Origin of the sequence: Nitrincola sp. A-D6 (assembly GCF_000764495.1) — a bacterium.
GTDB lineage: Bacteria > Pseudomonadota > Gammaproteobacteria > Pseudomonadales > Balneatricaceae > Nitrincola.
The window spans coordinates 17099-40976 of the sequence record NZ_JRLB01000117.1 but is presented as its reverse complement, the minus strand read 5'-3'; the positions used below and the strand labels follow the sequence as shown (position 1 = coordinate 40976).

General features: G+C 50.8%; 15 protein-coding genes and 1 pseudogene. 9 read left to right on the top strand and 7 right to left on the bottom strand.

Translation table 11 applies throughout. The annotated features are described in order from the left end of the window. The first annotated feature begins 174 nt into the window (after positions 1-174). Positions 175-1551 carry an ammonium transporter gene (locus LH51_RS18555; protein WP_036525154.1) on the top strand — a complete coding sequence of 459 codons (1377 nt, stop codon included), beginning with the start codon at positions 175-177 and terminating at the stop codon, positions 1549-1551. A gap of 50 nt (positions 1552-1601) precedes the next feature. After that, positions 1602-1778 (top strand): hypothetical protein, encoded by a 177-nt coding sequence (locus LH51_RS21760; RefSeq protein WP_200882068.1) that lies wholly within the window; start codon positions 1602-1604, stop codon positions 1776-1778. Positions 1779-1861: 83 nt separating this feature from the next. Here LH51_RS21760 and glnG read toward each other — a convergent pair whose 3' ends face one another. From glnG to glnA, 3 genes are all read right to left on the bottom strand, one after another. Continuing rightward, on the bottom strand, positions 1862-3289 hold the full coding sequence (gene glnG, locus LH51_RS18550; protein WP_036525151.1) for a nitrogen regulation protein NR(I): 1428 nt from the start codon (positions 3287-3289) through the stop codon (positions 1862-1864). Positions 3290-3349: 60 nt separating this feature from the next. Further along, complete coding sequence (gene glnL, locus LH51_RS18545; RefSeq protein ID WP_327125601.1) at positions 3350-4345, bottom strand: nitrogen regulation protein NR(II); 996 nt, start codon at positions 4343-4345, stop codon at positions 3350-3352. A 235-nt stretch (positions 4346-4580) separates the two neighbouring features. Next, positions 4581-5987, bottom strand: coding sequence for a glutamate--ammonia ligase (gene glnA / locus LH51_RS18540; protein WP_036525148.1), 1407 nt, complete (start codon positions 5985-5987; stop codon positions 4581-4583). Between the two features lie 394 nt (positions 5988-6381). Here glnA and typA point away from each other — a divergent pair, with 394 nt between their 5' ends. The 4 genes from typA to LH51_RS18520 all read left to right on the top strand — a co-directional run bounded on the left by typA (position 6382) and on the right by LH51_RS18520 (position 11207). Then, complete coding sequence (typA, locus tag LH51_RS18535; RefSeq protein WP_036525146.1) at positions 6382-8190, top strand: translational GTPase TypA; 1809 nt, start codon at positions 6382-6384, stop codon at positions 8188-8190. A gap of 77 nt (positions 8191-8267) precedes the next feature. Beyond that, positions 8268-9218, top strand: a complete 951-nt coding sequence (pip, locus tag LH51_RS18530; RefSeq protein WP_036525143.1) for a prolyl aminopeptidase — start codon at positions 8268-8270, stop codon at positions 9216-9218. Between the two features lie 2 nt (positions 9219-9220). After that, positions 9221-9658 carry a D-aminoacyl-tRNA deacylase gene (gene dtd, locus LH51_RS18525; RefSeq protein ID WP_036525140.1) on the top strand — a complete coding sequence of 146 codons (438 nt, stop codon included), beginning with the start codon at positions 9221-9223 and terminating at the stop codon, positions 9656-9658. Positions 9659-9773: 115 nt separating this feature from the next. Continuing rightward, positions 9774-11207 carry a sodium-dependent transporter gene (locus LH51_RS18520; RefSeq protein ID WP_036525137.1) on the top strand — a complete coding sequence of 478 codons (1434 nt, stop codon included), beginning with the start codon at positions 9774-9776 and terminating at the stop codon, positions 11205-11207. 56 nt (positions 11208-11263) lie between these two features. On the opposite strand, the gene LH51_RS18515 is transcribed toward LH51_RS18520, so the two are convergent. The 3 genes from LH51_RS18515 to LH51_RS18505 all read right to left on the bottom strand — a co-directional run bounded on the left by LH51_RS18515 (position 11264) and on the right by LH51_RS18505 (position 14423). Then, on the bottom strand, positions 11264-11908 hold the full coding sequence (locus LH51_RS18515; RefSeq protein ID WP_036525134.1) for a hypothetical protein: 645 nt from the start codon (positions 11906-11908) through the stop codon (positions 11264-11266). Between the two features lie 73 nt (positions 11909-11981). Next, positions 11982-12962 (bottom strand): alpha-E domain-containing protein, encoded by a 981-nt coding sequence (locus tag LH51_RS18510; RefSeq protein WP_036525131.1) that lies wholly within the window; start codon positions 12960-12962, stop codon positions 11982-11984. 3 nt (positions 12963-12965) lie between these two features. Beyond that, the gene (locus LH51_RS18505; RefSeq protein WP_036525128.1) at positions 12966-14423 is read right to left on the bottom strand and encodes a circularly permuted type 2 ATP-grasp protein; all 1458 of its coding nucleotides are present in this window, start codon (positions 14421-14423) and stop codon (positions 12966-12968) included. A 331-nt stretch (positions 14424-14754) separates the two neighbouring features. Between LH51_RS18505 and LH51_RS25000 the strand changes: the two are divergent. From LH51_RS25000 to LH51_RS18490, 3 genes and pseudogenes are all read left to right on the top strand, one after another. Then, positions 14755-18079, top strand: a pseudogene (locus tag LH51_RS25000) (transglutaminase family protein). A gap of 29 nt (positions 18080-18108) precedes the next feature. After that, a complete protein-coding gene (locus tag LH51_RS18495) occupies positions 18109-20718 on the top strand; it encodes a circularly permuted type 2 ATP-grasp protein (RefSeq protein WP_052063957.1) in 2610 nt (869 codons plus the stop codon). Positions 20719-20759: 41 nt separating this feature from the next. Then, positions 20760-21593 carry a transglutaminase family protein gene (locus LH51_RS18490; RefSeq protein ID WP_235263829.1) on the top strand — a complete coding sequence of 278 codons (834 nt, stop codon included), beginning with the start codon at positions 20760-20762 and terminating at the stop codon, positions 21591-21593. 119 nt (positions 21594-21712) lie between these two features. Here LH51_RS18490 and LH51_RS18485 read toward each other — a convergent pair whose 3' ends face one another. Beyond that, a complete protein-coding gene (locus LH51_RS18485) occupies positions 21713-23824 on the bottom strand; it encodes a hypothetical protein (protein ID WP_052063956.1) in 2112 nt (703 codons plus the stop codon). Positions 23825-23878 lie beyond the last annotated feature (54 nt).

Genomic DNA, 23878 nt, shown 5'->3' with positions numbered 1-23878 from the left:
CCCGCATATACTGACTTTCAACCTAATAACCCAACTTTACATCGATCTGGCACGCACCCTGCTTACATTCCTTTCCGGAACATTTTATAACCAGAAATAAATAACTAGTCGACCTTTTGGTACGTCTATGACTGTGTTTTAAGCCGCCCCAATAACCTTTCCGAGGATTGACCTATGGATGAGCTTCAAACCCCTTCCCTTGCAGAGCTACATGCTCTGATCGAAATGACCAACACCTTAAACATGGAGATTTTCTACTGGTGGTGTACCGCCTTGATGATACTGATCCACGCCGGATTTCTCTCTTATGAAATTGGCGCATCGCGCCTTAAAAACGCCCTGGCTGCCGGGGTTAAAAATATTCTCGCTTTCGCACTGATCATACCGGTTGTTTACCTGATCGGCTGGGCGATCTACAACGCCTTTCCGGATGGACTGGTGCCAAGAATGGACGCCTTCTTGGGCGCTATGCCCTGGAGCCAATCAATGGGACCTAACATCCAGGACAATGCCACCGGCATTTTCTGGGGGGCGTTTGCACTGTTTGCCGCAACTACTGGCTCTATTTTTTCTGGCGCTATTATTGAACGTGCTCGTGTCAGCGCCTTCCTGATTCTGACACTAGTGCTTGGTGGCGTCCTCTGGCTTCTGGCAGCTGCCTGGGGCTGGCACCCGGAAGGCTGGCTGACGGTAAAATGGGGTTACCATGATGTCGGCGCTGCAGGTGTCGTACACATGGTCGCCGGCTTTTTTGCACTGGCGGTGGTCATTAATCTGGGACCGCGTATCGGACGCTTCAATAACGACGGCTCGGTCAATCCCATCGTGGGCCATAGCATGCCAATGAGCATCGTTGGATTGATGCTCATTATTGTTGGTTTTTTTGGCTTTCTCGGCGGTTGCATTATTTACAACGAAGGCGCGCAGTGGATCAATATTTACGGTCAGCCGACAACCCTGTCCGCCTTTTCTTTTAACACCCTCATGGGATTTGCCGGTGGCGTTGTCGGTGCTTACCTGGTCAGCCGTGAACCTTTCTGGATGATGTCTGGTGGCCTGGTCGGCATTATTTCGGTTGCTCCTGGCCTGGACCTCTACCACCCGGGACTGGCTTACCTGATCGCTCTGGGTGTTGGATGCCTGGCGCCTATGGTTAATCAGCTATTGCTACGCTTTCGCATTGATGATGCGGTGGGTGCATTTGCCGTTCACGGCTTTGCCGGATTCGCCGGACTACTGATCAGTGGCGTGTTTCTCAGCGGTTATCCCAATATGGAAGGTATGGCCGATATCAGCTTTACCGGCCAGCTGGTCGGTGCCATCGTTATGGCCTCACTGGGGTTCATTCCAGGCTACCTGCTCTCTTACCTGCTAAAGCAGGCTGGTATGCTGCGTGTTCCCGCACAGGCTGAAGAGCGTGGACTGGATTTGACCGAGGTGCCAGCTCAGGCTTATCCCGAATGGGCTGCAATGCATGGACAAGCTCCCGTTACCCGCTTCGAGAACAGCAGTTCGACAACCTCTATCCCTATGGAAAATAAACTTGCCTGAACCAGCAGACAGATGATCGCTGGTCAAACTATTAATTAAGAGGATTTACTATGAGTCTAACTACATTTGAAGGCGCCAGCGCCGTATTCACCTTCTTCGACAAACCCGTGATACTGGGTCTGATTACCCTCGGTGTTGCCGCCGCTGTTATCCTGGTAGTGATCGCGAGTGCGGTACACGAAAAAAACAGCTTTAGCAGTCCAATGGATCCGTTGAAAAACCGCTAACTGTCGGTTCACTGGCAGCTCTCTCAGGAGAGCGAGCTGCCAGTACCCGGATATATCCTCATCACAACAAATTACAACAGCCTTTAACTATCGTCATCTTCATCATCAGCTTCCATACCCAGCTCTTTAATCTTGCGGGTCAGCGTATTGCGCCCCCAACCCAACAACTCAGCAGCATCACGCTTGCGACCTGCTGTGTGTTTAAGCGCAACCTCTATCATTGCCTGCTCAAACGCTGGAAGTGCTTCATTAAGAATTGATTTGCGTCCGCGAACCAACTGCTGATCAGCCCAATTACGTAACAACTGATCCCAACTACCACCCACTGGATGGTTGATTTCCGGACGATCCAATAACTCGGGTGGTAAATCTGAAATCAACACTTCTCTACCCGAGGCCATCACCGTTAACCAGCGACAGGTATTCTCCAGTTGCCGAACATTACCTGGCCAGGGTAGATCACAGATGAACTCTTCAGTATCTGACTTAAGTGTTTTCGGTTCCACGCTGAGCTCTTCTGCTGAACGAGCCAGAAAATAGCGCGCCAGTCGTGGAATATCTTCACGTCGCTGCGACAACCTGGGAATATGAATGCGGATGACATTTAAGCGATGAAACAAATCTTCACGAAAACGCCCCTCCTGCACCAGCGTTTCAAGATTCTGATGGGTTGCCGCGATAATACGCACATCTACCTTAACCGGCGTATGACCCCCTACCCGATAAAACTCGCCATCAGCCAAAACTCGCAGTAAACGCGTTTGAGTATCTGCTGGCATATCCCCAATTTCATCCAGAAATAGCGTCCCGCCATCGGCCTGCTCAAAACGCCCGCGCCTCGCGGCAGCGGCACCGGTGAAGGCCCCTTTTTCATGACCAAACAGTTCTGATTCAATCAGATCTTTGGGGATGGCTGCCATATTGAGTGGAATAAACGGATGCGCCACACGCGGACTATGTCGATGCAGAGCATGCGCGACTAGCTCTTTACCCGTCCCGGAGTCGCCATTGATCAGCACGGTAATATTTGATTGTGACAAGCGCCCGATAGCACGAAACACTTCCTGCATGGCAGGCGCTTCACCAATGATTTCTGCTGTATCCGCTTCAATCAGATCAGGGGTTTTTTCCCGCCGCTCATGGGCATGTTCTACCGCTCTTGCAACCAGCGCAACCGCATCATCGACATCAAAGGGCTTAGGCAGGTATTCAAAAGCACCGCCACGGTATGATGCTACAGCACTATCCAGATCAGAATGTGCTGTCATAATAATGATCGGCAGATCTGGATAGTCAACATGGATACGCTCCAGCATCTCCAATCCATCTATTCCCGGCATACGTATGTCACTGATAATGGCATCAGGTTGTTCCTGCGACAGTTTTTTCAGTAACTGATCTGCACTTTCGAAAATAGCAGTCTTCAGACCGGCTGAGCTTAAGGCTTTATCAAGCACCCAGCGTATCGAACGGTCATCATCAACCACCCAGACATTACCGCTTGTATTCATGATCCTGCTCCAGTGGTATTAGTAAGTTAAATCGTGTCTGACCTGGCTCTGTAGTGCACTCTATAAGCCACGGTGTCGGTTAATGATGGACTGTGCAATTGACAAGCCCAAGCCTGAACCTTCAGCACGCCCGGTAACCATCGGATAAAAAATTGAGGAGGCAAGCTCATCCGGAATACCTGGACCGTTATCAACTATTTCGATTGAACACACTAACCTATGCCTTTCTGTACCCAGCGTCATCTGTCGCAGAGCACGTGTTTTAATCGTGATAGACGGGTTTTCAGTAGCTGACTCATGCAGTGCTTGCATAGCATTACGGACAATATTAAGAATGGCCTGAATCAACTGCTCTTTATCCCCAGAGAATTCCGGAATACTCGGATCATAATCTCGCGTTAAGCTAATTTTCTCTTCAGATTCAGCTCTGACCAAGTGGCAGACACGCTCCAGGATGGCATGAATATTAACCATCTCCAGGTGTGGCAACTTATGCGGGCCGAGCAAACGATCAACTAAATTACGTAACCGGTCCGCTTCATCTATGATCACACGTGTGTAATCGTGCAAATCAACATCTGTAAGCTCACGCTCCAATAGCTGTGCGGCTCCGCGAATCCCACCCAAGGGATTTTTGATCTCATGCGCAAGCCCTCTGACTAATGAGCGAGCTGTAGCATGGCGGGACAAAAGCTCTTCTTCTCTTTCAATACGCAGTAACCGATCTCTTGCCTGAACTTCCAGCAACAACCCCAATGACGGTGACAAATTAACACTATAGTCAATCAGCAGTTCCTGCCCCATCGCATTCATCAGGCGGGCTTCGCGTTTACTGTATGGATGCGATGTGGTTAACGCATCACGCATCAACTCCAGATCCTCTTCACTAAACACTAACCACTCATATACAGCCTTACCTTTTAAACGACGTATGGATGCCTGCAGCAACATTTCCGCTGCTGGGTTCATATAGATTATAAACAGCTGATTATCGAGCAGAATCACTGAAGTAGTCAGGTTATCCAGTATCTGCTGATAAATCGTTTTTATGGGCATGAAACATCTCCTCTTGCATTGTTATAGCAAGAAAGGTGCCACTTAAATGACCCCTTACGATCCAAATAAGTGCAGTGTCTACGGGTTTTTCAACCACTCTACCATCAAACAATGCACAAACAGTGCACCAATTCTGTGCACTTGTGATTTTTTAGCACAGTGAGCTGCGTTGTAAAGGGGCAAAAAAAAACCCCCTAGCGGAGGTTTTTTTTAGCTGGGTTAAACCTTGCTAGTCTTAAACAGAGTAGTAAAGGTCAAACTCAACAGGGTGAGTTGTCATGTTGACGCGCTCAACTTCGGCACGTTTCAGCTTGATGTAAGCATCCAGCATATCTTTGGAGAACACACCGCCTTTAGTCAGAAACTCATGATCAGCTTCCAGGTTATCCAAAGCTTCAGTCAAGCTGGATACCACAGTCGGGATCTGCTTAGCTTCTTCTGGTGGCAGGTCATACAAATCTTTATCGGCAGGGTCGCCAGGATGAATCTTGTTCTGGATACCATCAATACCTGCCATCAACAAGGCTGCAAAGCACAGGTAGGGGTTAGCCGCTGGATCAGGGAAACGTGCTTCAACACGACGTGCCTTCGGCGTTGTAGTGTAAGGAATACGCAGTGATGCAGAACGGTTACGCGCTGAATAAGCCAGCATAACAGGTGCTTCGAAGCCAGGAACCAAGCGCTTATAGGAGTTGGTTGATGGGTTACACAGTGCATTCAATGCTTTAGCGTGTTTAATGATACCACCGATGTAGTAAAGTGCGGTATCGCTTAAACCACCGTAGCCATCACCCGCAAAGACGTTTTTGCCATCTTTGTTCATAGACAGGTGAACGTGCATACCAGAACCATTATCACCAACCAGAGGCTTAGGCATAAAGGTAGCGGTTTTACCATAAGCGTGCGCTACGTTGTGTACGCAGTACTTAAGTATTTGTACTTCATCAGCTTTTTTAACCAGGGTGTTACCACGCACACCAATTTCACACTGACCGGCTGTGGCCACTTCGTGATGGTGTACTTCAATGGTTAAGCCCATAGCTTCCATCGCATCACACATCGCCGCACGGAGATCATGCAGAGAGTCGATCGGCGGCACTGGGAAGTAACCACCTTTCACGCGCGGGCGGTGACCAGTATTACCACCTTCAATCTTATGGCTTGATGCCCAAGAGGCTTCTTCAGAGCTGATCGTATAACCACAGCCACCGATATCAGCATGCCAGTTAACTTCATCAAATACGAAGAATTCAGGTTCTGGGCCAAGCATCGCTGTATCAGCAATACCGGTAGAGGCCAGATACTGTTCTGCACGCAGTGCGACAGAGCGCGGATCACGATCATAACCCTGACCGGTGGCTGGCTCTACGATATTGCAGCGAACAATAATAGTTGAGGCTTCAGTAAAAGGATCGAGTACGGATGCAGAGTCATCCGGCATGAGAATCATGTCAGATTCGTTGATACCCTTCCAGCCGGCGATGGAAGAACCATCAAACATTTTACCTTCTTCAAAGAAGGAATCACCCATATCAGAAACAGGGATGGTTACGTGCTGTTCTTTACCCTTGAAATCAGTAAAGCGCATATCAACCCATTTCGCATTGTGTTCTTTAATCAGATTCAGAGTATGCTCTGACATAGGACTCTCCTACCTTTTTGATCTACATGAATTTGCCGAAAGCCGGATCTACCGGAGTTCTATCCAGCACGACTGCTTAATATTTACCAAGCAAACCTCGTGCCATTTCGTCAGAGCCACCTATTTACGGCATGGAGAGTGATAAACACCCCCACACACCCGCCAATCATGCATTGTTTTGGTGCATTACTGCATTGGCAAGCACAGAAATGGTGCATTTATACAATTGGGGTTCTGATAGTGTGCACTGACTTGTTTATACTACGCCAAAGCGTGAAATCTTGCGCTATCGCAGTGCACCATTTAGAAAATAAACACTGCACAAACTTTCATCGATTGTTCGGCGTTACTGGCGTATAATACTGCGCTTTACCAAGAAACCTGGAACACACTTGTGATCGAAGACCTCAGAAACATTGCCATTATCGCGCACGTCGACCATGGCAAAACCACACTAGTGGACAAGCTCATGCAGCAGTCAGGCACCCTGACTCGTCGCGATGAAAGTGCAGAACGCATCATGGACTCCAATGACCAGGAGCGTGAGCGTGGTATTACCATTCTGGCCAAAAACACGGCCATCAAGTGGAATGGCTACCGTATCAACATAGTAGACACACCGGGACACGCCGACTTTGGTGGCGAGGTTGAACGTGTACTCTCTATGGTAGATTCCGTTCTGCTGCTGGTAGATGCGGTTGACGGCCCTATGCCTCAGACCCGCTTCGTCACCCAGAAAGCCTTTGCTCAAGGCCTGCATCCGATTGTCGTTATCAACAAAGTAGATCGCCCCGGCGCCCGACCTGATTGGGTTATGGACCAGGTGTTTGATCTGTTTGACAACCTCGGAGCTACTGATGAACAGCTCGACTTCCCGGTTGTTTATGCGTCAGCCCTGAATGGCATCGCCGGTCTCGACCATGAAGATATGGCCGAGGATATGACGCCGCTGTTTGAAGCGATCATCAAGCATGTACATCCGCCACGTGTTGATCCCGACGGTCCACTGCAGATGCAGATTTCCGCACTGGATTACAACAGCTATGTCGGTGTTATCGGTGTGGGGCGTATCACTCGTGGACGCCTGAAAACCAATACCCAGGTCAAAGTCATTGACAGTCATGCAGGCCTGCGCTCCGGTCGCGTACTGCAGATTATGGGTTACCATGGCCTCGAACGTGTCGAAATAACAGAAGCTGAAGCAGGTGACATCGTTTGTATCACGGGCCTGGAGCAGCTCAATATTTCTGATACCCTGTGTGATCCGAACTGCGTTGAAGCCCTGCCTGCCTTATCTGTTGATGAGCCGACAGTCTCCATGACCTTCCAGGTCAATGACTCACCCTTTGCTGGCCAGGAAGGTAAGTTTGTTACCAGTCGTAACATCAAAGAGCGTCTGGAACGTGAGCTAATTCATAACGTTGCGTTACGTGTAGAGCCAGGTGAAACACCTGAGAAGTTCAAAGTATCGGGTCGTGGCGAACTGCATCTATCTGTTCTGATTGAGTCCATGCGTCGTGAAGGCTTCGAGCTGGGCGTTTCCCGTCCCGAAGTTATTCAGAAACTCATTGATGGCGAAATCCGAGAGCCCTATGAACTGGTCATGCTGGACGTTGAAGAACAGCACCAGGGATCAGTCATCGAAGAGCTGGGTAAACGTAAAGGCGACATGACCAACATGGAAGTGGATGGTAAAGGCCGCATACGTGTGACCTTCATGATTCCATCCCGTGGCTTGATCGGTTTCCGCAGTCAGTTTATGACCATGACATCCGGCACCGGCATCATGACCTCTGTTTTTGATCATTACGGCCGCGTCAAAGACGGCGATATGGGTGAGCGTCAGAACGGTGTACTGGTCTCCATGGTTAATGGCAAGGTACTCGGCTTTGCGCTGTTTAACCTGCAGGAGCGTGGCCGCTTGTTCTTGCCGCCTAACGTTGAAGTCTATGAAGGCATGGTCATAGGTATTCACAGCCGTTCCAACGATCTGGTGGTCAACCCCACCAAGGGCAAGCAGCTGACCAACGTGCGCGCGTCTGGTACGGATGAAAACATCGTACTGACGCCTCCAGTTAAGTTCTCACTGGAACAAGCGCTCGACTTTATTGAAGATGATGAGTTGGTAGAAGTCACGCCAAACAGCATCCGCATACGTAAAAAGCTCTTGAAAGAGAATGAGCGTAAGCGCAATAAAAAGTAAGACTTGCTAAACTAAGGGCAGCCTCCGGGCTGCCTTTTTTTTAAGTGAAATTTTAAGCACCTCTGGAGCTATCGAGCATGCGCGCCCTCTACCCTGACATCACACCTTATGCCGAACATCGACTTGATGTAGATAGTATTCACCAGATTTACGTGGAAGAAAGTGGTAACCCGCAAGGCATCCCAGTGATATTTATCCATGGCGGCCCAGGTGGTGCAACCTCACCGACACACCGGAGTTTTTTCAACCCGAACCACTACCGTATCATCCTGTTTGACCAGCGCGGCTGTGGGCACTCAACACCGCACGCCAGCCTGGAGAACAACACCACCAGCGATCTGATCAATGACATGGAGACGATACGCCGGCACCTGGGGATAGAACAGTGGCTGCTGTTTGGGGGCTCCTGGGGCTCAACGCTGGCACTGGCCTATGCACAAGCACATCCTGGCAAGGTTAGTGGCATGATTCTGCGCGGTATATTTCTGTGTCGGCAACAGGATATCCATTGGTTTTATCAACAGGGTGCCAGTGCTATCTTCCCGGATTACTGGGCTGATTTCCTTCAACCTATTCCGGATGCCGAACAGCATGATCTGCTCAGTGCCTATTATCAGCGACTCACGGCGGATAATGAAATCGCACGTATGGCCGCAGCCAAAGCCTGGTCTATCTGGGAGGGTCGCTGCTCCACTCTGCACCCGAATACCGATATCGCCGCACACTTTGGTGAGCCCCATGTCGCCTTGGCCATGGCACGCATCGAGGCGCATTACTTTATGAATGGCTGTTTTATGCGCCCCGGACAACTCCTGGATGATGCATATAAACTGCGGGACATCCCTATAACTCTGATTCATGGCCGTTATGATATGGTCTGTCCTATTGAGCAGGCCTTTGCACTCTACCGGCAATTACCCCATGCTGAATTCAACATCATCCGTGATGCAGGTCATTCAGCCTTCGAGCCAGGCATCACCGATAATCTGATTCGTGCAACCGATCGTTTTGCCAACCAAAGAGCCTGAGGATGAAAGGATTAATACAGCGCGTTGCCCATGCCAGGGTTGATGTTGCAGGCCAATGCTGCGGAGAGATAGGTCCGGGAATTTTACTGCTACTGGGCGTGGAAAAGCAGGACACGCCTGAAGCGGCGGATAAACTGCTGCAAAAAATACTCAATTACCGTATTTTTTCTGACCAGGATGGCAAAATGAATCTCAGCCTGCAACAGACCCGCCAAGGCTTGTTGATTGTGTCTCAGTTCACGCTGGTAGCCGATACCCGCAAAGGACTAAGACCCGGTTTTTCACAAGGCGCAACACCGGCCTTGGGTGAGCAACTCTATGAGCATTTTGTCCAGCAGGCAACGACCCTGCACAACCCAGTCGCTTCGGGACAGTTTGGCGCCAATATGCAGGTCAGCCTGTGTAATGATGGGCCGGTCACTTTTCTACTGCAAAGTTGAAATTGATACGCATCGACTACCTGACTCATCGGACAGTTTACTGTAGAATTCCCGCCCTGTTTTAGCCTTTGGTCTAATTAACTCTTTTATCAAATCAACCCTGGAATTCACAACTATGAGTTCACCCAAAGTTTGGACCCATAAAGGGACCTTTTTGTTGGCAGCCGTAGGTTCTGCTGTTGGCCTCGGAAACCTCTGGCGCTTCCCCTACCTGACTGGTGAAAACGGTGGTGGCGCCTTTATTCTCGTGTATGCGCTGACCATAGCCCTGGTTGGGATACCCATTCTGATTGCCGAATCACTACTGGGTCGCGCCAGCCGCAAAAGTCCAATCATGGGCATGCAATATCTGACTGAATCGCACAACACCAGTCGCAACTGGCGTGCTATCGGCTGGATGGGAGCCTTTGCGGCATTTATTATTCTGAGCTTTTATTCCGTCATTGCCGGTTGGGCAATACACTATGCGGGCCTGATGTTTTCCGGCTCCATGGTGGGAGCCGATGCGGATACCATTAGCGAATCATTCGGAACACTACTCGCCTCACCTGGCTTGCTGTTGATTTACCATACCCTGTTTATCCTCGCATCGGGTCTGATCGTTGGCATGGGCATCCACAAGGGCATTGAAAGCGGCCTGAGGTTTATGATGCCTGCGCTCTTCATCATTTTGATGATCGTGTTGGGTTATGGTGTCATTGCTGGTGATGCTGGCGCGGCCATGCGCTTCTTATTTACCTTCAACCTCAGCGACTTAAGTCTGGAAGGCTGGCTACAGGCTATGGGTCAATCCTTCTTCACCCTGAGCCTGGGTATGGGTGCCATCATGGCTTACGGCGCATATATGTCCAGTGAAGCCTCATTGACCCGCACTGCCATTTCCATTGCTTTTGTCGATACAGCTATCGCTCTGTTGGCGGGTATAGCGATCTTCTCACTGGTATTTGGTAGTGGTTTAGAAGCCGGTCAAGGTCCAGGATTGATGTTTGTCACTCTGCCGATAGCCTTTTCTGAACTCCCTGCTGGCTGGCTGATTGGCGGTGTATTTTTTATTCTGGTGATCGGTGCTGCGCTAACCTCTGCTATCTCTCTGGTTGAGCCAGTTGCTGCTTACCTGGTTGAACGCTTTGGTATGAGTCGTCCGGTTGCCGTTAGCATTATGATTGTGCTTTGCTGGTTGCTGGGTTTATTGACTGTATTCAGCTTCAATATCTGGTCAGAAGATAGCTTCAGTCATCGACTCTTTGGCCGCTCGCCCTTTGATGTACTGGAATTCATTACCAATATTCTGATGCCACTGGGTGGCCTGCTGATTGCACTTTTTGCTGGCTGGGCATTAAGCCGACAGGAAGTATTGCGTGAGATGGCAACCAATGAAAACTGGTTCAGCCTTTGGCAGTTCCTGGTGCGTTTTGTCGCACCCACTGCCGTAGCCTTTGTCTTCCTGCGTACCATTCCGCAGATTGATGGTTACCTGATACCGGCGCTGGGATCCGTGCTGTTGATTGGTGCGTTTACAGCTGGAAGAACCTTTGTTCAACGTCGTTGAATATGAGTGAAAACTAAAAAGCAGGCTTTAATAGCCTGCTTTTTTTATTTACAGAACTACAGATCAAGCTCGCTCTGAACAGGCTGGCGGTGCTGTAGAAAAAACAGCACACTACCATAAAGAACTAACACATACCCCAGTAGCTCCAACCCTTCCTGCACAGCATTTTTCACTAACGCAGGAGCCTCAACATTCGCACCCGCATCCAGAATCGCTTCCCAAAACGAACCCGTGCCAAAAACACGGCTAAAAAACAATACAACCGCCAAACCCGCTAAAATATAGGCAAAAGGGACAGAACGGGTTGCCTCTGCCATGGCAGGCACCACACTTTTTCTAAACAATGCCGCCAGGGCAAACGTCAGTAACACCACGCAAGCTACCGGATATTTCCAAAAACCATGGCTGATCTTGTCAAACAGGTAATCCAGTTCACGCAAAAACATCGACAAAAACAAACCCGCAACAAGTAACAGAAAGCCACGTTGCGATGGTAGTTTAATCACCATCGTATACATCAACAGGGTCGATAGAAGTAACGCTGATCCCTGACTAATTTCAGTGGCACTCAGCTCTGGCATACCATGTACGATAATTTCCACATCCAGCAATACCGCAACAGGGGCCCACAGCATCCCCAGCACCAGAATCAAAAAACTCAATGCCGCACGTTTAATTGCTCGAGCATCTCCAACAGCCATGCTTACACTCCTTTTTTCAACAATAGGCTATTGTCATCCAAGTAACCACGGCTGTCGAGTCTAGGAGGCTGTCCTAGCTTGTTTGCGCCTGGGTAAGCTTAGCCAATACCTTGCTTTCTTCAACCAACCGAAACCAGGTATCGGCTATCTGGTTATGTAGCTGACTGATATCAACCTGTATATCATCAATAAAGGCATGCAAGCTCTCAGGTTCAGAGGCCAGCAAGGAAACATCGGCTTGCATCAGATGCTGCAAGCAATGATCAGCTGCCGCAATCGCATTAGCTCCGCCTGGTAAGGTATCCAGCTCACGACTGATACGGGCAAAACAGCAAGCCACGGCGCGCGGAAAACGCTGATCCTGTAGCAGAAAACGCAACACATCCGGCCCGCGTACTCGCAAACGTACATGCTGGCGGTACATCTGGAATCCGGTCAGAGATTTCAGCACACTGACCCATTGCAGGGTTTCAAAGGGGGTAAAATCATCCGAATTGCGTGGCAATAAATTGTCTGAACGCACATCAATAATACGCGTGGTCATATCCGCACGCTCGATTTGCCGCCCCAACATCAGAAAAGTACGCGTCTGCGTATAGCTAAGTGTTCCGGCGATCATACCGTTGACCGCTTCACAACTGCGAATAACACGATTCAGGAAAGTATCCCGGTTACGCGACGTAATCCCGGACTCCACCTGACTGCTTATTGTCAGATAGAGCTGATTAACCTCTTCCCAAATACGCCGGGGCATAACATCCCGTGTGGTTCTAAGATTCTCACGCGCGGATGCCAACGACGAAATAATCGATCCACTGTAACGGCGATCACCACATAAAAAGCTCAGCACACTTTCTTCATCATGCTCTGAATAATACTTTTCAAATATATCTTCACTACCGCTAATTGTTACCAGAGTAGCCCAGCCCAGACGTGTGGCACGGGGAAAATCCAGCAACAAATGGCTATTTACACTGATCAGACGTGCGGTATCTTCTGCACGTTCAAGATAACGAGCTAACCAATACACATTTTCAGCAACTCTGGATAACATAGCTTAGCCCTCTCTCACATCAACAACCCAGGTGTCTTTACTACCACCCCCTTGCGACGAATTCACCACCAGAGACCCCTTGGTCAAGGCAACACGAGTCAACCCACCCATGGTCACATAAGTCGAATCACCACCAGATAGAATAAAGGGGCGCAAATCGATATGACGGGCTTCCATGGCATTACCACAAAGTGTCGGTGCTGTTGACAGTTTCAAGGTAGGTTGTGCCATATAGTTACGCGGGTCCGCCTTGATCAACTCGGCAAAGGCTTTGCGTTCACGCTTACTCGCATGGGGACCGATCAACATACCGTAACCACCCGACTCATTGGCGGGTTTAACCACTAGCTTATCCAGGTTGTTGAGCACATATTCGCGGTCTTTTTCAAGCATACACAAATAGCTTGGCACATTCGGTAGCAAGGGCTCCTGATCCAGATAGTAACGAATGATCTGTGGCACGAAGGCATACACGATCTTATCATCCGCCACCCCTGCACCTGGTGCATTGGCCAAAGCGACCTTACCCGCCCGCCAGGACCGCATCAGCCCAGGCACACCCAGGGTGGATTCCGGATTAAACACTTCCGGATCCAGAAACATATCATCGATGCGACGGTATATAACATCTACCTGCTGCAGCCCATTAACTGTTTTCATGTAAACATAGTCATCATCACTGACCAGCAAATCAGAACCTTCGACCAACTCCACGCCCATCTGCTGTGCCAGGTAGGAGTGTTCGTAATAAGCCGAGTTATAAATACCCGGTGTCAGTATTACAATCTGCGGATCATCACCCGGTCTCGGTGACATCGAGGCCAACATATCAAACAGTTGATCGGTGTAATCATCTAGCGGTTGAATACGCCCGGTAGCGAACATGTCCGGCAATACCCGCTTAATCACATTACGATTTTCCAGCATATAGGAGACACCCGAAGGCACCCGCAGGTTGTCTTCCAATACATAGAGCGTGCCGTCGCTGTCGCGTACCAGATCCGAGCCACAAATATGCGCCCAGATGTTATGCGGCGGAGAAATACCTACACACTGTGGCCTGAAGTTAACCGACTGAGCCAGAACCTCGGCTGGAAGGACACCATCCTTGATGATGCGCTGGTCGTGATACAGGTCATTAATAAACAAATTCAAGGCCTCTACCCGCTGACGCAAACCGGCAGCCGTTTTCTCCCACTCTACACGGGGAATAATGCGCGGCACCGGATCAAAGGGCCAGGCGCGGTCTATCATGCTGCCTTCGGTATACACCGTGAAGGTGATACCCATGGTTTGTATGGCCACATCAACGGCGTGCCGGTGCTCAGTCAACTCAGCCGACGTCAGATTCTCAAAGTAATCACATAACATCTGCGCCTCAGCCCTGGGCTGACCGGGAGCGGCAACCAACTCATCGTAAAAATCTTTGCACGCATAATCTTGCCAGTTCACTTTCGTCATAGCGTGTTATCCATTGTTGTCATCATACCGATAGAGTTTTATTTGCAATTGCTGTACCAGTTCAGCGCTATCAGGCCTTATGCTCCGAATTGAATAGGTCCAGCCAATCAGTTATGCACTTAAACAGCGCCAATTGCACTTAAATAGTGCGCAACATGCGATCAAACAGGGCATTAGCAGTCATTAATTTAACCAGCCCAGGCTGGATCCAGGGCCGGTATTCTTTAACATATAGCTTATTAATGACTAAGCAAGTTATATCTGGCATATCTGTTGCTGATAAACCATCATAGATTCTGTAAGCCTATCTGTTCAGCAGGGTAAAAAGATCATGACCATTCGCGTTGCACTAAAGCACACCACACGATATGACTTTGATAAGCCGGTATATCTGTCACCACATTTGATCCGGCTGCGCCCTGCCCCTCATTGCCGCACACCAATCGATGCCTATTCACTCAAGGTATCCGGGGGTGAGTATTTTATAAACTGGCAGCAGGATCCCTTCGGCAACCATTTGGCGCGGCTGGTATTCCCAGAGAAAGTCAGTTTTATGCAGGTGGATATCGAGCTGATAGCCCCTATGACTGTCGTTAATCCATTTGATTTTTTTCTGGAAGAGTACGCTGATGCGTTTCCTTTCAGTTACCCTGAAACCTTGCGCAAGGAACTCAGTCCTTACCTCGAAATTGCAGAATCTGGTCCACTGTTGATGCAATGGGTCAAGCAGATATCAACACAACCCACTGCTGTAGTGGACTTTTTGGTCGGGCTGAATCAAAAGCTCGAAGCCGATATTGAATACACTGTGCGCATGGAAGCGGGTGTACAGAGTGCGGAAGAAACCTTGCAGAAAAAGCTCGGCTCCTGCCGTGATTCAGCCTGGTTAATGGTACAGGTGTTACGCCACCTGGGGCTCGCTGCCCGCTTCGTGTCAGGCTACCTCATTCAGCTCAAAGCAGATCTGCAAGCGCTGGATGGCCCTTCAGGAACAGATGTCGATTTTACCGACCTGCATGCCTGGACCGAAGTTTATATCCCTGGTGCTGGGTGGATAGGTCTTGATCCAACCTCAGGCATGCTCGCCGGCGAGGGGCATATCCCACTGGCAGCCACTCCCACACCTTCCAGTGCAGCTCCCATCACCGGCACATCGGAGCCCTGCAAGGTAACCTTTGACTTTGCCATGCAAGTCACCCGTATCCACGAAGATCCTCGCGTTACCAAGCCCTATACGGATGATCAATGGCAAGCCATAGATCAGCTAGGCGAGCGCGTTGACCAGGTACTTGAGCAGGAAGATCTGCGCCTAACCATGGGCGGCGAGCCACCTTTGTCTCTATCGATGATATGGATGCAGAGGAGTGGACCATTGCCGCGCAAGGTCCGAATAAGCGCCGCTTAGCTGAAATTCTATTGCAGCGATTACGCCCACACTTTGCACCCAATAGCCTGATTCACTATCAACAAGGCAAATGGTACCCGGGAGAATCTCTACCCCGCTGGGCATTGGCTTGTTACTGGCGCCGGGATGGCAAACCCATCTGGAAGGATGATCGCTGGTTGGCTGACATCCACAAAGACTATCGTCTGGATGCTGAGGATGCCCGACAGTTCGCCACAACCCTGACAACACGCCTCGGACTAAAAGACCAGCACTTAATTCCCTGCTATGAAGATGCTTACTACTACCTATGGGTGGAACGCAAACAACCCGTGGATATCGATCTTAGCAAAGAAGATCTCAACAGCGATGAAAACCGCCGCCGACTAGCCTCTCTGCTGGAGCAGGGCATGGATAAAATCACTGGCTTTACGCTGCCACTTGGGCGTGATCTTAAACGGGATCGCTGGCGCTCCGGAGACTGGCCGGTCAGACGCCGTCAGCTCTACCTGATTCCCGGAGACTCCCCCATGGGCTACCGTTTGCCGCTGAGTGAGCTGCCCTTGGCTGGACAGGAAGAACAGCATCACCCAGCGTCCTTATTTGAGGTCAAGCCACCCCTACCCGATTTGCATGGTGAAATTGCCAGCCGTTACAGCGCATGGCTACATCAGGAATCCACCACAGGTCGCCCTGAAGCCCAGTTACGTCAAGAGCAGCATTCCGACACGGACGAAAGCCGGATCATTCATACAGCCTCTGTGTCGAGCCCCGTGACGGCAAGCTGTTTGTATTTATGCCACCACTGGCTGAGCTGGAGCATTATCTGGAGCTACTGGTACAAATAGAACTAACGGCCACCGAGCTGGAATTACCAGTCTGTTTAGAAGGCTACCCACCTCCCGCAGACCCCCGTATTGAGAAGTTTATGATCACACCCGATCCGGGTGTCATCGAAGTAAACATCATGCCTTCACGCACCTGGCGTGAGCTGGTCAATACCACGCACCGCCTGTATGAAGAAGCCCGACTGGCACGCCTGGGTACTGAAAAGTTCATGTTGGATGGCCGTCACACTGGAACGGGCGGTGGTAATCATGTCACCCTGGGTGGCGCCACACCCGTCGACTCACCTTTTTTACGCCGGCCGGCACTGCTCACCAGCATGATTAACTACTGGCAGCACCATCCCAGCCTGTCTTTCCTGTTTGCGGGTATGTTCTTAGGGCCCACCAGCCAGGCACCCAGAATTGATGAAGCCCGTCATGATGCGCTCTATGAGCTGGAGATTGCCTTTCAGCAAATGCCTCCGGGTGAAGTGCCGCAACCCTGGATAGTCGACCGTCTACTGCGTAACTTACTCACCGATATAACCGGTAATACCCACCGTGCGGAATTCTGTATCGACAAGCTCTATTCACCGGACAGCCCGACTGGGCGACTCGGTCTATTGGAACTGCGCGGTTTTGAAATGCCACCCCATGCACGTATGAGCCTGATGCAGCAACTCTTGATCCGTGCACTGGTAGCGCGCTTCACCCGCGAGCCTTACCGCAAAAAACTGGTACGCTGGGGAACTGAACTGCATGATCGCTGGATGCTACCGCACCATCTCTGGACCGATCTGCTGGATGTGCTGGATGATCTGCGCGTTCATGGATTTGATTTTAATCCTGAATGGTTTGCCCCCTTCCTGGAGTTCCGCTTCCCGCAATACGGTGAGGTTATCTATGATCAGGTTAAAATCGAATTGCGTCAGGCGATTGAACCCTGGCATGTACTTGGAGAAGAGGTCAGTGGTGGCGGCACCGCGCGTTATGTTGATTCATCCGTTGAGCGATTGCAGGTAAAAGTCTTCGGCTTTAACCCGGCACGTCATATTCTCACCTGTAACGGCCGACGTGTTCCACTTCAGCCCACCGGGGTTAACTCTGAAGCCGTAGCCGGTGTACGTTACCGCGCCTGGCAGCCGCCTTCGGCATTGCACCCAATGATACCGGTTCATGCTCCCTTGGTATTTGACCTGATCGATAGCTGGAACCAGCATTCTCTGGGGGGCTGTACTTACCACGTTTCGCATCCGGCAGGGCGCAATTATGAAAGCTTTCCCGTCAATGCCAATGAGGCCGAAGCCAGGCGTTTAGCGCGCTTCTGGGCACAGGGGCATACACAGGGCAAAGTGAGCATTCCTCCTGAAGCGGTAACCGGTGAATACCCACATACACTAGACCTGCGCTATAACCACAGCAAACCCGGCGCAACTGATATATGATAAGGCGTTTTTAACTAACTAGTGGCGTTATGTCAGACCTGAACTCACTCAACAGCGACATGCAGCAACGCCTGAAGGCTTATTTGGAACAACGTATCCATAGCGGCCAGGCATTAGCCGGATATGATGAACTGCTTAATGCGGATCAACGCATTCGTGCGCACTGGCAGCCCGTACTGGATGAGTTATCCAAATTTGACCGTGAAGGGCTGCGTAGCCGCTGTGATGAAGCGCAGAATTTACTGCATGAAAACGGTGTAACCTTCAACACCTATGAAGATGAACCCGGTCAATTGCGTTCATGGCAACTGGACAGTCTGCCCTATGTCATCAGCACTGAAACCTGGGATCACCTTGAACGCGGCTTAAAGCAGCGCTCAAGGCTGCTGGAAGCTATAGCTCAGGACCTCTACGGTCCACGCACACTGATCGAGACAGGACTCCTTCCTCCTGAACTAATCCACAGTTTCCCTAGCTACTTGTTACCGGTCGTCAATGCGACTGGCAAGCAGGCGCGCCCCATGCTGATTTTTCATGGTACTGACCTGATTCGCAACGCCGAAGGCCAATGGCAGGTTTTGTGTGACTGGACCCAATCACCTTCTGGTGCCGGATACGCACTGGAAAATCGCATCACGCTGGCGCGCGCACTCCCCAGCTTGTACCGGGAAGCGCCGTTAAAACGCCTGGCTGGTTTTTTACAGGCACAACACCGCACCCTGGCATCGCTTTGTACCGCACAACGTGAGCAACCTAACATTGTTCTCCTGTCGCCAGGTCCCGGCAGCCCCGGCTACTTTGAGCATGCCTGGCTGGCCAACTACATGAATTTTTCGCTGGTTGAAGGCGCTGATCTGGTTGTCAGAGATGGCCATGTATCTATGCGTACCCTGGGAGGCTTGCGTCAGGTCGATGTGATCGTCAGGCATATTAATGACCCCTGGTGTGATCCGCTAGAGCTGCGCGGTGACTCCCTTTTGGGGGTGCCTGGTCTGATGCAAGCGGCACGCGATGGCGATGTTGAAATAGCCAATGCGCTGGGCTCTGGTATTCTGGAGCATCCCGCACTGGCCGCCTATATGGAAGAGATTTGCCAGCGATTGCTGGGCGAGTCGCTGCTATTACAAAATCGTCCAACCCTCTGGGCGGGTGATGCCGCTCATTTGTCCAGGTTGCTGTCATCACCACAACAGTGGCTTTACCGTGACATTACCGAGCCTGGCAAACTCATCCGCCCGGATAAACTCTCATCCGAAGCCCTGTCACTATTGCTGCAGGCGATCCAGACTAATCCACACCGTTATGTAGCCCAAGCTAAACTGCAAGCGGCCACCTCTCCCGTTTATAACACCCGGTCAGATCAATTCGAGGCACAAAATATCAACTTGCGCTTCTTCAGCCTGATCGAACCTGATCACCTGTTTACCTCCCCGAACAAACGCCTCTACCGCATTATGCCGGGTGGTCTGGCCTGGATAGGAGAGCCAGGCACCTTGCTGATGGAAAGCCACATGGTAAAGGATATCTGGGTCATGGCACCGGTACCCCAGCCACATATCAGCATGCTGCGCCAGGCTAATGGCCCGATTGTAGTCACCCGCGACGGTACCGACTTGCCCTGCCGGGTCGCTGACAGCCTGTTCTGGATGGGGCGCTATGGCGAACGCCTGGACATTCGCTCACGCCTGCTACGTGAAACACTCGGACGCTTCCTGCAGGAAGATCAAACCGCCGAAGACTCCGGCCTGTTGCCTGATCTGTTCACTGCACTGGAAGTGGAATTGTCTGAAGATCCTGACACCCTGGCAAATCTGCCAGAGGCGCATCCGCTGTCAGACTACAAACACACCTATCTGCACTATCGCAATCGATTGCTAGAGTTGTTTGAAGAACATCACGCTGATGGCATGCCCTGGTTGTTCAGTCATTTTCTGCGCAACTGCAGAGCGGTCAGGGATCACCTGGGTGACGATGCCTGGCGCACCGTCAACGGACTGCGCCAGCGTTTTAATGATATGCCACGCACGCAAGGCATTATTGTAGGACAACGGCAACTGGAAGGTGTTGTCACCGATCTGGCAGCCTTTTTTGGGCTATGCAATGAAACCATGCCACACCACTATGGCTGGCGATTCCTGGATATCGGGCGTTTTATAGAGCGGGTACTCTGCACACTCGAACTGCTAAAACTGGCACTGTTGAGTGCACGACAGCCCGGTATTCCCTTATGCGAAGTGGTGTTGGCCACGACTGATAATTTCACCGTATACAGGCGCCGCTACCGTTCGCAACTGCACCCGTCTGCCATTCTGGATCTGCTGCTGTTTGACGAAACCAATCCACGCTCAGTGGGTTATATGCTCAAGCGCCTGGAACGACAGATCCAGCGCTTACCCCAGCCCAGCTCCACGCCTTATCGTAATCAGGAAACCCGGCTGGTAATCCAGGCCACCAGTGCACTACATTTAGTTGATATTGATCAGCTCAGTGATGTTGAAAACAGCGAAGCTTCCCGAGCGGCACTCGAATCACTACTGGACAGCCTGATTGCGCCACTATCAGAACTGACCAATGCAATCTCTCACAGCCATTTCAGTCATGTTGAGGCACCTATTCAGCTAGTGACGATGCAATCTTAGGTTTACTATAATCATAACCCCGATTTTCTGGCCCTCGCCCTATGAAATATCAATTACGCCATACAACCCGGTATGACTATACCAACGATGCTACGCTGAGCCACAACGAGGCGCGTATACTGCCCCGTGATCTTCCCTGGCAGAAGGTAGCAGATACCCGGCTGCAGATAAATCCGCAACCGGTCAGAATCCGGGAACGTCTGGATTTTTTTGGTAACCGTGTCAGCTACTTTACTATTCAGGAGCTCCACTCCAACCTGGAGGTAACCCTGACCAGCCAGATCACCACACTACCACGCCAGCTCCCTCCGGTGGATACCGGTCTTCCCTGGACTCAAGCGGTACAAGCATTACGTTCAGCAAACAGCCATGACACCAGGCAGCTATTAATGCCGGATGCCCGTTTGATGATGCTGGATTCAGATTTTGTTCGCTGCCACGAGCAGCTCGCCGACTATGCCCGGAAGGCCTTTACTCCCGGCGTATCCCTGGTAAACGCTGTATATGCCTTCAACCAGCAGATTTTCAGCGAATTCACCTATGACCCGGAACATACCACGATAGCCACGCCGGTACTGGAGGTACTTAAAAGCCGCAAGGGGGTGTGCCAGGACTTTGCTCATCTGGCCATTGCCTGCCTTCGATCACTGGGCCTGCCTGCCCGCTACATCAGTGGTTATATGGAAACACTCCCGGCCCCTGGGCAACCCAAGCTGCAAGGCGCCGATGCCACGCATGCCTGGCTGGCAGTTGGCATTCCTGGCTGGGGCTGGCTGGAAATAGATCCCACTAACGGCACACTGGCAGATGAGCGCTATATTATCCTGGCCTGGGGGCGCGATTTTGCTGATGTGACCCCACTAAAAGGGTCATGAGTGGTGGTGGTAAACATCGACTATCTGTTGCTGTTGATGTCACGCCACTGACTGACAAACACCTGCTGGAACTCTTCTGAATTACAATACAAGCCATCAAAATGGCTTGAGCTAACCGATCAGGCGGGCAGATCAGCCTGATTGTGACGATTCAATGATCGCCAGTGTTGATTCTCATCCGAGAGAATATGCGTCAAGGTACCCAGCAGTTCACGCAATTCCTGAGTTTGCCGCCACTGTTGCTGTGCGCTGGCTGGCAGGTGCCCGGCATTACGCTGATAAAAATCGTCACAGGCCTCACTGAGCACACTGAGTTTTCCCCAGACCTGACCTGCCAGAGACGACATACGTACCACTTCATTGTGGCTGAGAATACCGTGTATGGCCGCACCCCAGGCTGGAAAAAAGGCTGTAAAAATCAGAATCCAGGATATTTTCACAAAAAAGTGTAACGTAACCGCAAGAAAAGTAATGAAAAACAATGCAAATGCCAAACGATGCAGATAAATGTGATCACGGTGAAGATTGTCATGACTCTGGGCAAAGTAATGCCGATGCTCGTTCAGCACTTGGCGCAGATAGTCAACCATCGCCGGATTGTGTTCGGTTAAACGATAGCGTGGCGCACCCTCGCGGTTTCGCGGTAATCCCTCGGCAACTAGCGTACGTTGAAGTAGCCAGTTTTCAGCACTAGTGAGCTGTGCTTCCCTGTGCTTACCCGATGGACTCCACGTAGGCTGCAAAAAGGCTTGAGGCATGACTAATAACGGGTAACCGATGCGCAAGTAGCGTAATTGTTCGGCCAAATAGCGATAGCTCATCCAGTGGCCATGCCAGTCCCGGAAACGTGCCTGGAGTACATGACCGATGATAAAGCGCAGTAGAACAAATTCAAATACAGCCCAAACCATCAATAAGCCGGGTAAAGTGGCAGGCCAGATGCCTAAAGCGCCAGCAACAGCGCAAAACACCGCAAAAGCCGCCGCATAATAAGTCATCCAGATGCTATCACGGTAGCGCCGCCCAAAAACACCGGCTTGTTGATCGGCCCAATTGAATATAACTGCCAGGTCCGGTTCTTTGATAGGATTATTGATCGCAACCTGCGGTATCACCTTATGATAGCCAGCAATCGTCTCAGAAGGCCGTAGTGACGCTTTCAGATCAGTCAGGTTAAGACGTGCAATAGCGGAACAAAACAGATGTAACCGGCTAATTAGACGTTCACGCAAACTAATGCCATGAGGTTCCTGAGTCAGTAATTCAAGTAATCGCGATTCCTGGGTTCGCTCTGGTGGGTTAAGCATCACCTGCAACCAGACATAAGCTCCTGCCAGCCAACTGCACAGCGATACCGGCCGGGGATGCCGCCCTATCGTAAAGAGACAGGCCAGCCAGTGATAGATATATATCAGCACAGGTTGCTGCTGCTTAATCTGTTGCAGTTGCTTATTTTCAACTGACTGACTGTTTTTTGCAGGTATAAAGGGTGCCAGCAACACCTGCATCCAAGCTTGCAATGCCGAGCTGAGCAACGCTTCATTCTCAACCGGTGCAAAGAAATTCAGCAGCAATTCGCTATCGCAGCTCAGGGTTTCGAGTTCCAGCAGGTGCGCTTCTGTCAGTGAAGCTTGACGACTCAACATCAGCACCGGGCAACCCTGGTGTCTATCCGGACAGATCAGCACAACCGGCTTGCGCCTGAGTAAAGCTGAGCGGATCACCCGTGCCGTACCACTGGTGATTAGCATCGGCTCCTGTTTATCCCAGACAGCAACAAGCAGATCAGCAAAACTCAGTGCCAGATTATCACGTAAGGAGTAATCCTCCTGTGACAAGGGCTGATCCGGGATCGGTGAATGCATTTCTAACACAACGGTTGGTTCTGTGGGTAAAGTCTCTGTATTGGGTGTATCTGTGGGCGTAATACGCTGCAGAGAATAGCCGCATGGATGCGCTTGCTGTGCCGCCATTTGGTCTATGCCCGAGGCCTCACCTGTCAGCATTCGATAACTGAAGGGCTCCTGGGCGTACACGTCAGCCGCCTCATGAAAGGCTTGCGCAGCTGCCGAACGTATAGAAAACAACGTATGCCGCAAACACGACTGCAGCAACTCTGTATCCAGGGCGACAGATTCTGATTTTAACCAGTTGCGCTCCAGGCGTTGCTGGCGATGACCAGCCACCAACAGACTGAATACCGGACGCGGACTGGGAATCGTTTGTATCATGTAACCTTCGTATCAGTGCTCATCAGGTGCATGGAAGAGGATGCATACCCACTA

Bases quoted from the DNA above. Each gene is read 5' to 3' on its own strand.
- LH51_RS18515 (WP_036525134.1), bottom strand. From the start codon at position 11,908: ATGGCTGTTGGAGATGCTCGAGCAATTAAACGTGCGGCATTGAGTTTT.
- LH51_RS18490 (WP_235263829.1), top strand. From the start codon at position 20,760: ATGAAATATCAATTACGCCATACAACCCGGTATGACTATACCAACGAT.
- pip (WP_036525143.1), top strand. From the start codon at position 8,268: ATGCGCGCCCTCTACCCTGACATCACACCTTATGCCGAACATCGACTT.
- LH51_RS21760 (WP_200882068.1), top strand. From the start codon at position 1,602: ATGAGTCTAACTACATTTGAAGGCGCCAGCGCCGTATTCACCTTCTTC.
- LH51_RS18505 (WP_036525128.1), bottom strand. From the start codon at position 14,423: ATGACGAAAGTGAACTGGCAAGATTATGCGTGCAAAGATTTTTACGAT.
- glnL (WP_327125601.1), bottom strand. From the start codon at position 4,345: ATGCCCATAAAAACGATTTATCAGCAGATACTGGATAACCTGACTACT.
- LH51_RS18520 (WP_036525137.1), top strand. From the start codon at position 9,774: ATGAGTTCACCCAAAGTTTGGACCCATAAAGGGACCTTTTTGTTGGCA.
- LH51_RS18555 (WP_036525154.1), top strand. From the start codon at position 175: ATGGATGAGCTTCAAACCCCTTCCCTTGCAGAGCTACATGCTCTGATC.
- LH51_RS18495 (WP_052063957.1), top strand. From the start codon at position 18,109: ATGTCAGACCTGAACTCACTCAACAGCGACATGCAGCAACGCCTGAAG.
- glnA (WP_036525148.1), bottom strand. From the start codon at position 5,987: ATGTCAGAGCATACTCTGAATCTGATTAAAGAACACAATGCGAAATGG.
- LH51_RS18510 (WP_036525131.1), bottom strand. From the start codon at position 12,962: ATGTTATCCAGAGTTGCTGAAAATGTGTATTGGTTAGCTCGTTATCTT.
- glnG (WP_036525151.1), bottom strand. From the start codon at position 3,289: ATGAATACAAGCGGTAATGTCTGGGTGGTTGATGATGACCGTTCGATA.
- LH51_RS18485 (WP_052063956.1), bottom strand. From the start codon at position 23,824: ATGATACAAACGATTCCCAGTCCGCGTCCGGTATTCAGTCTGTTGGTG.
- dtd (WP_036525140.1), top strand. From the start codon at position 9,221: ATGAAAGGATTAATACAGCGCGTTGCCCATGCCAGGGTTGATGTTGCA.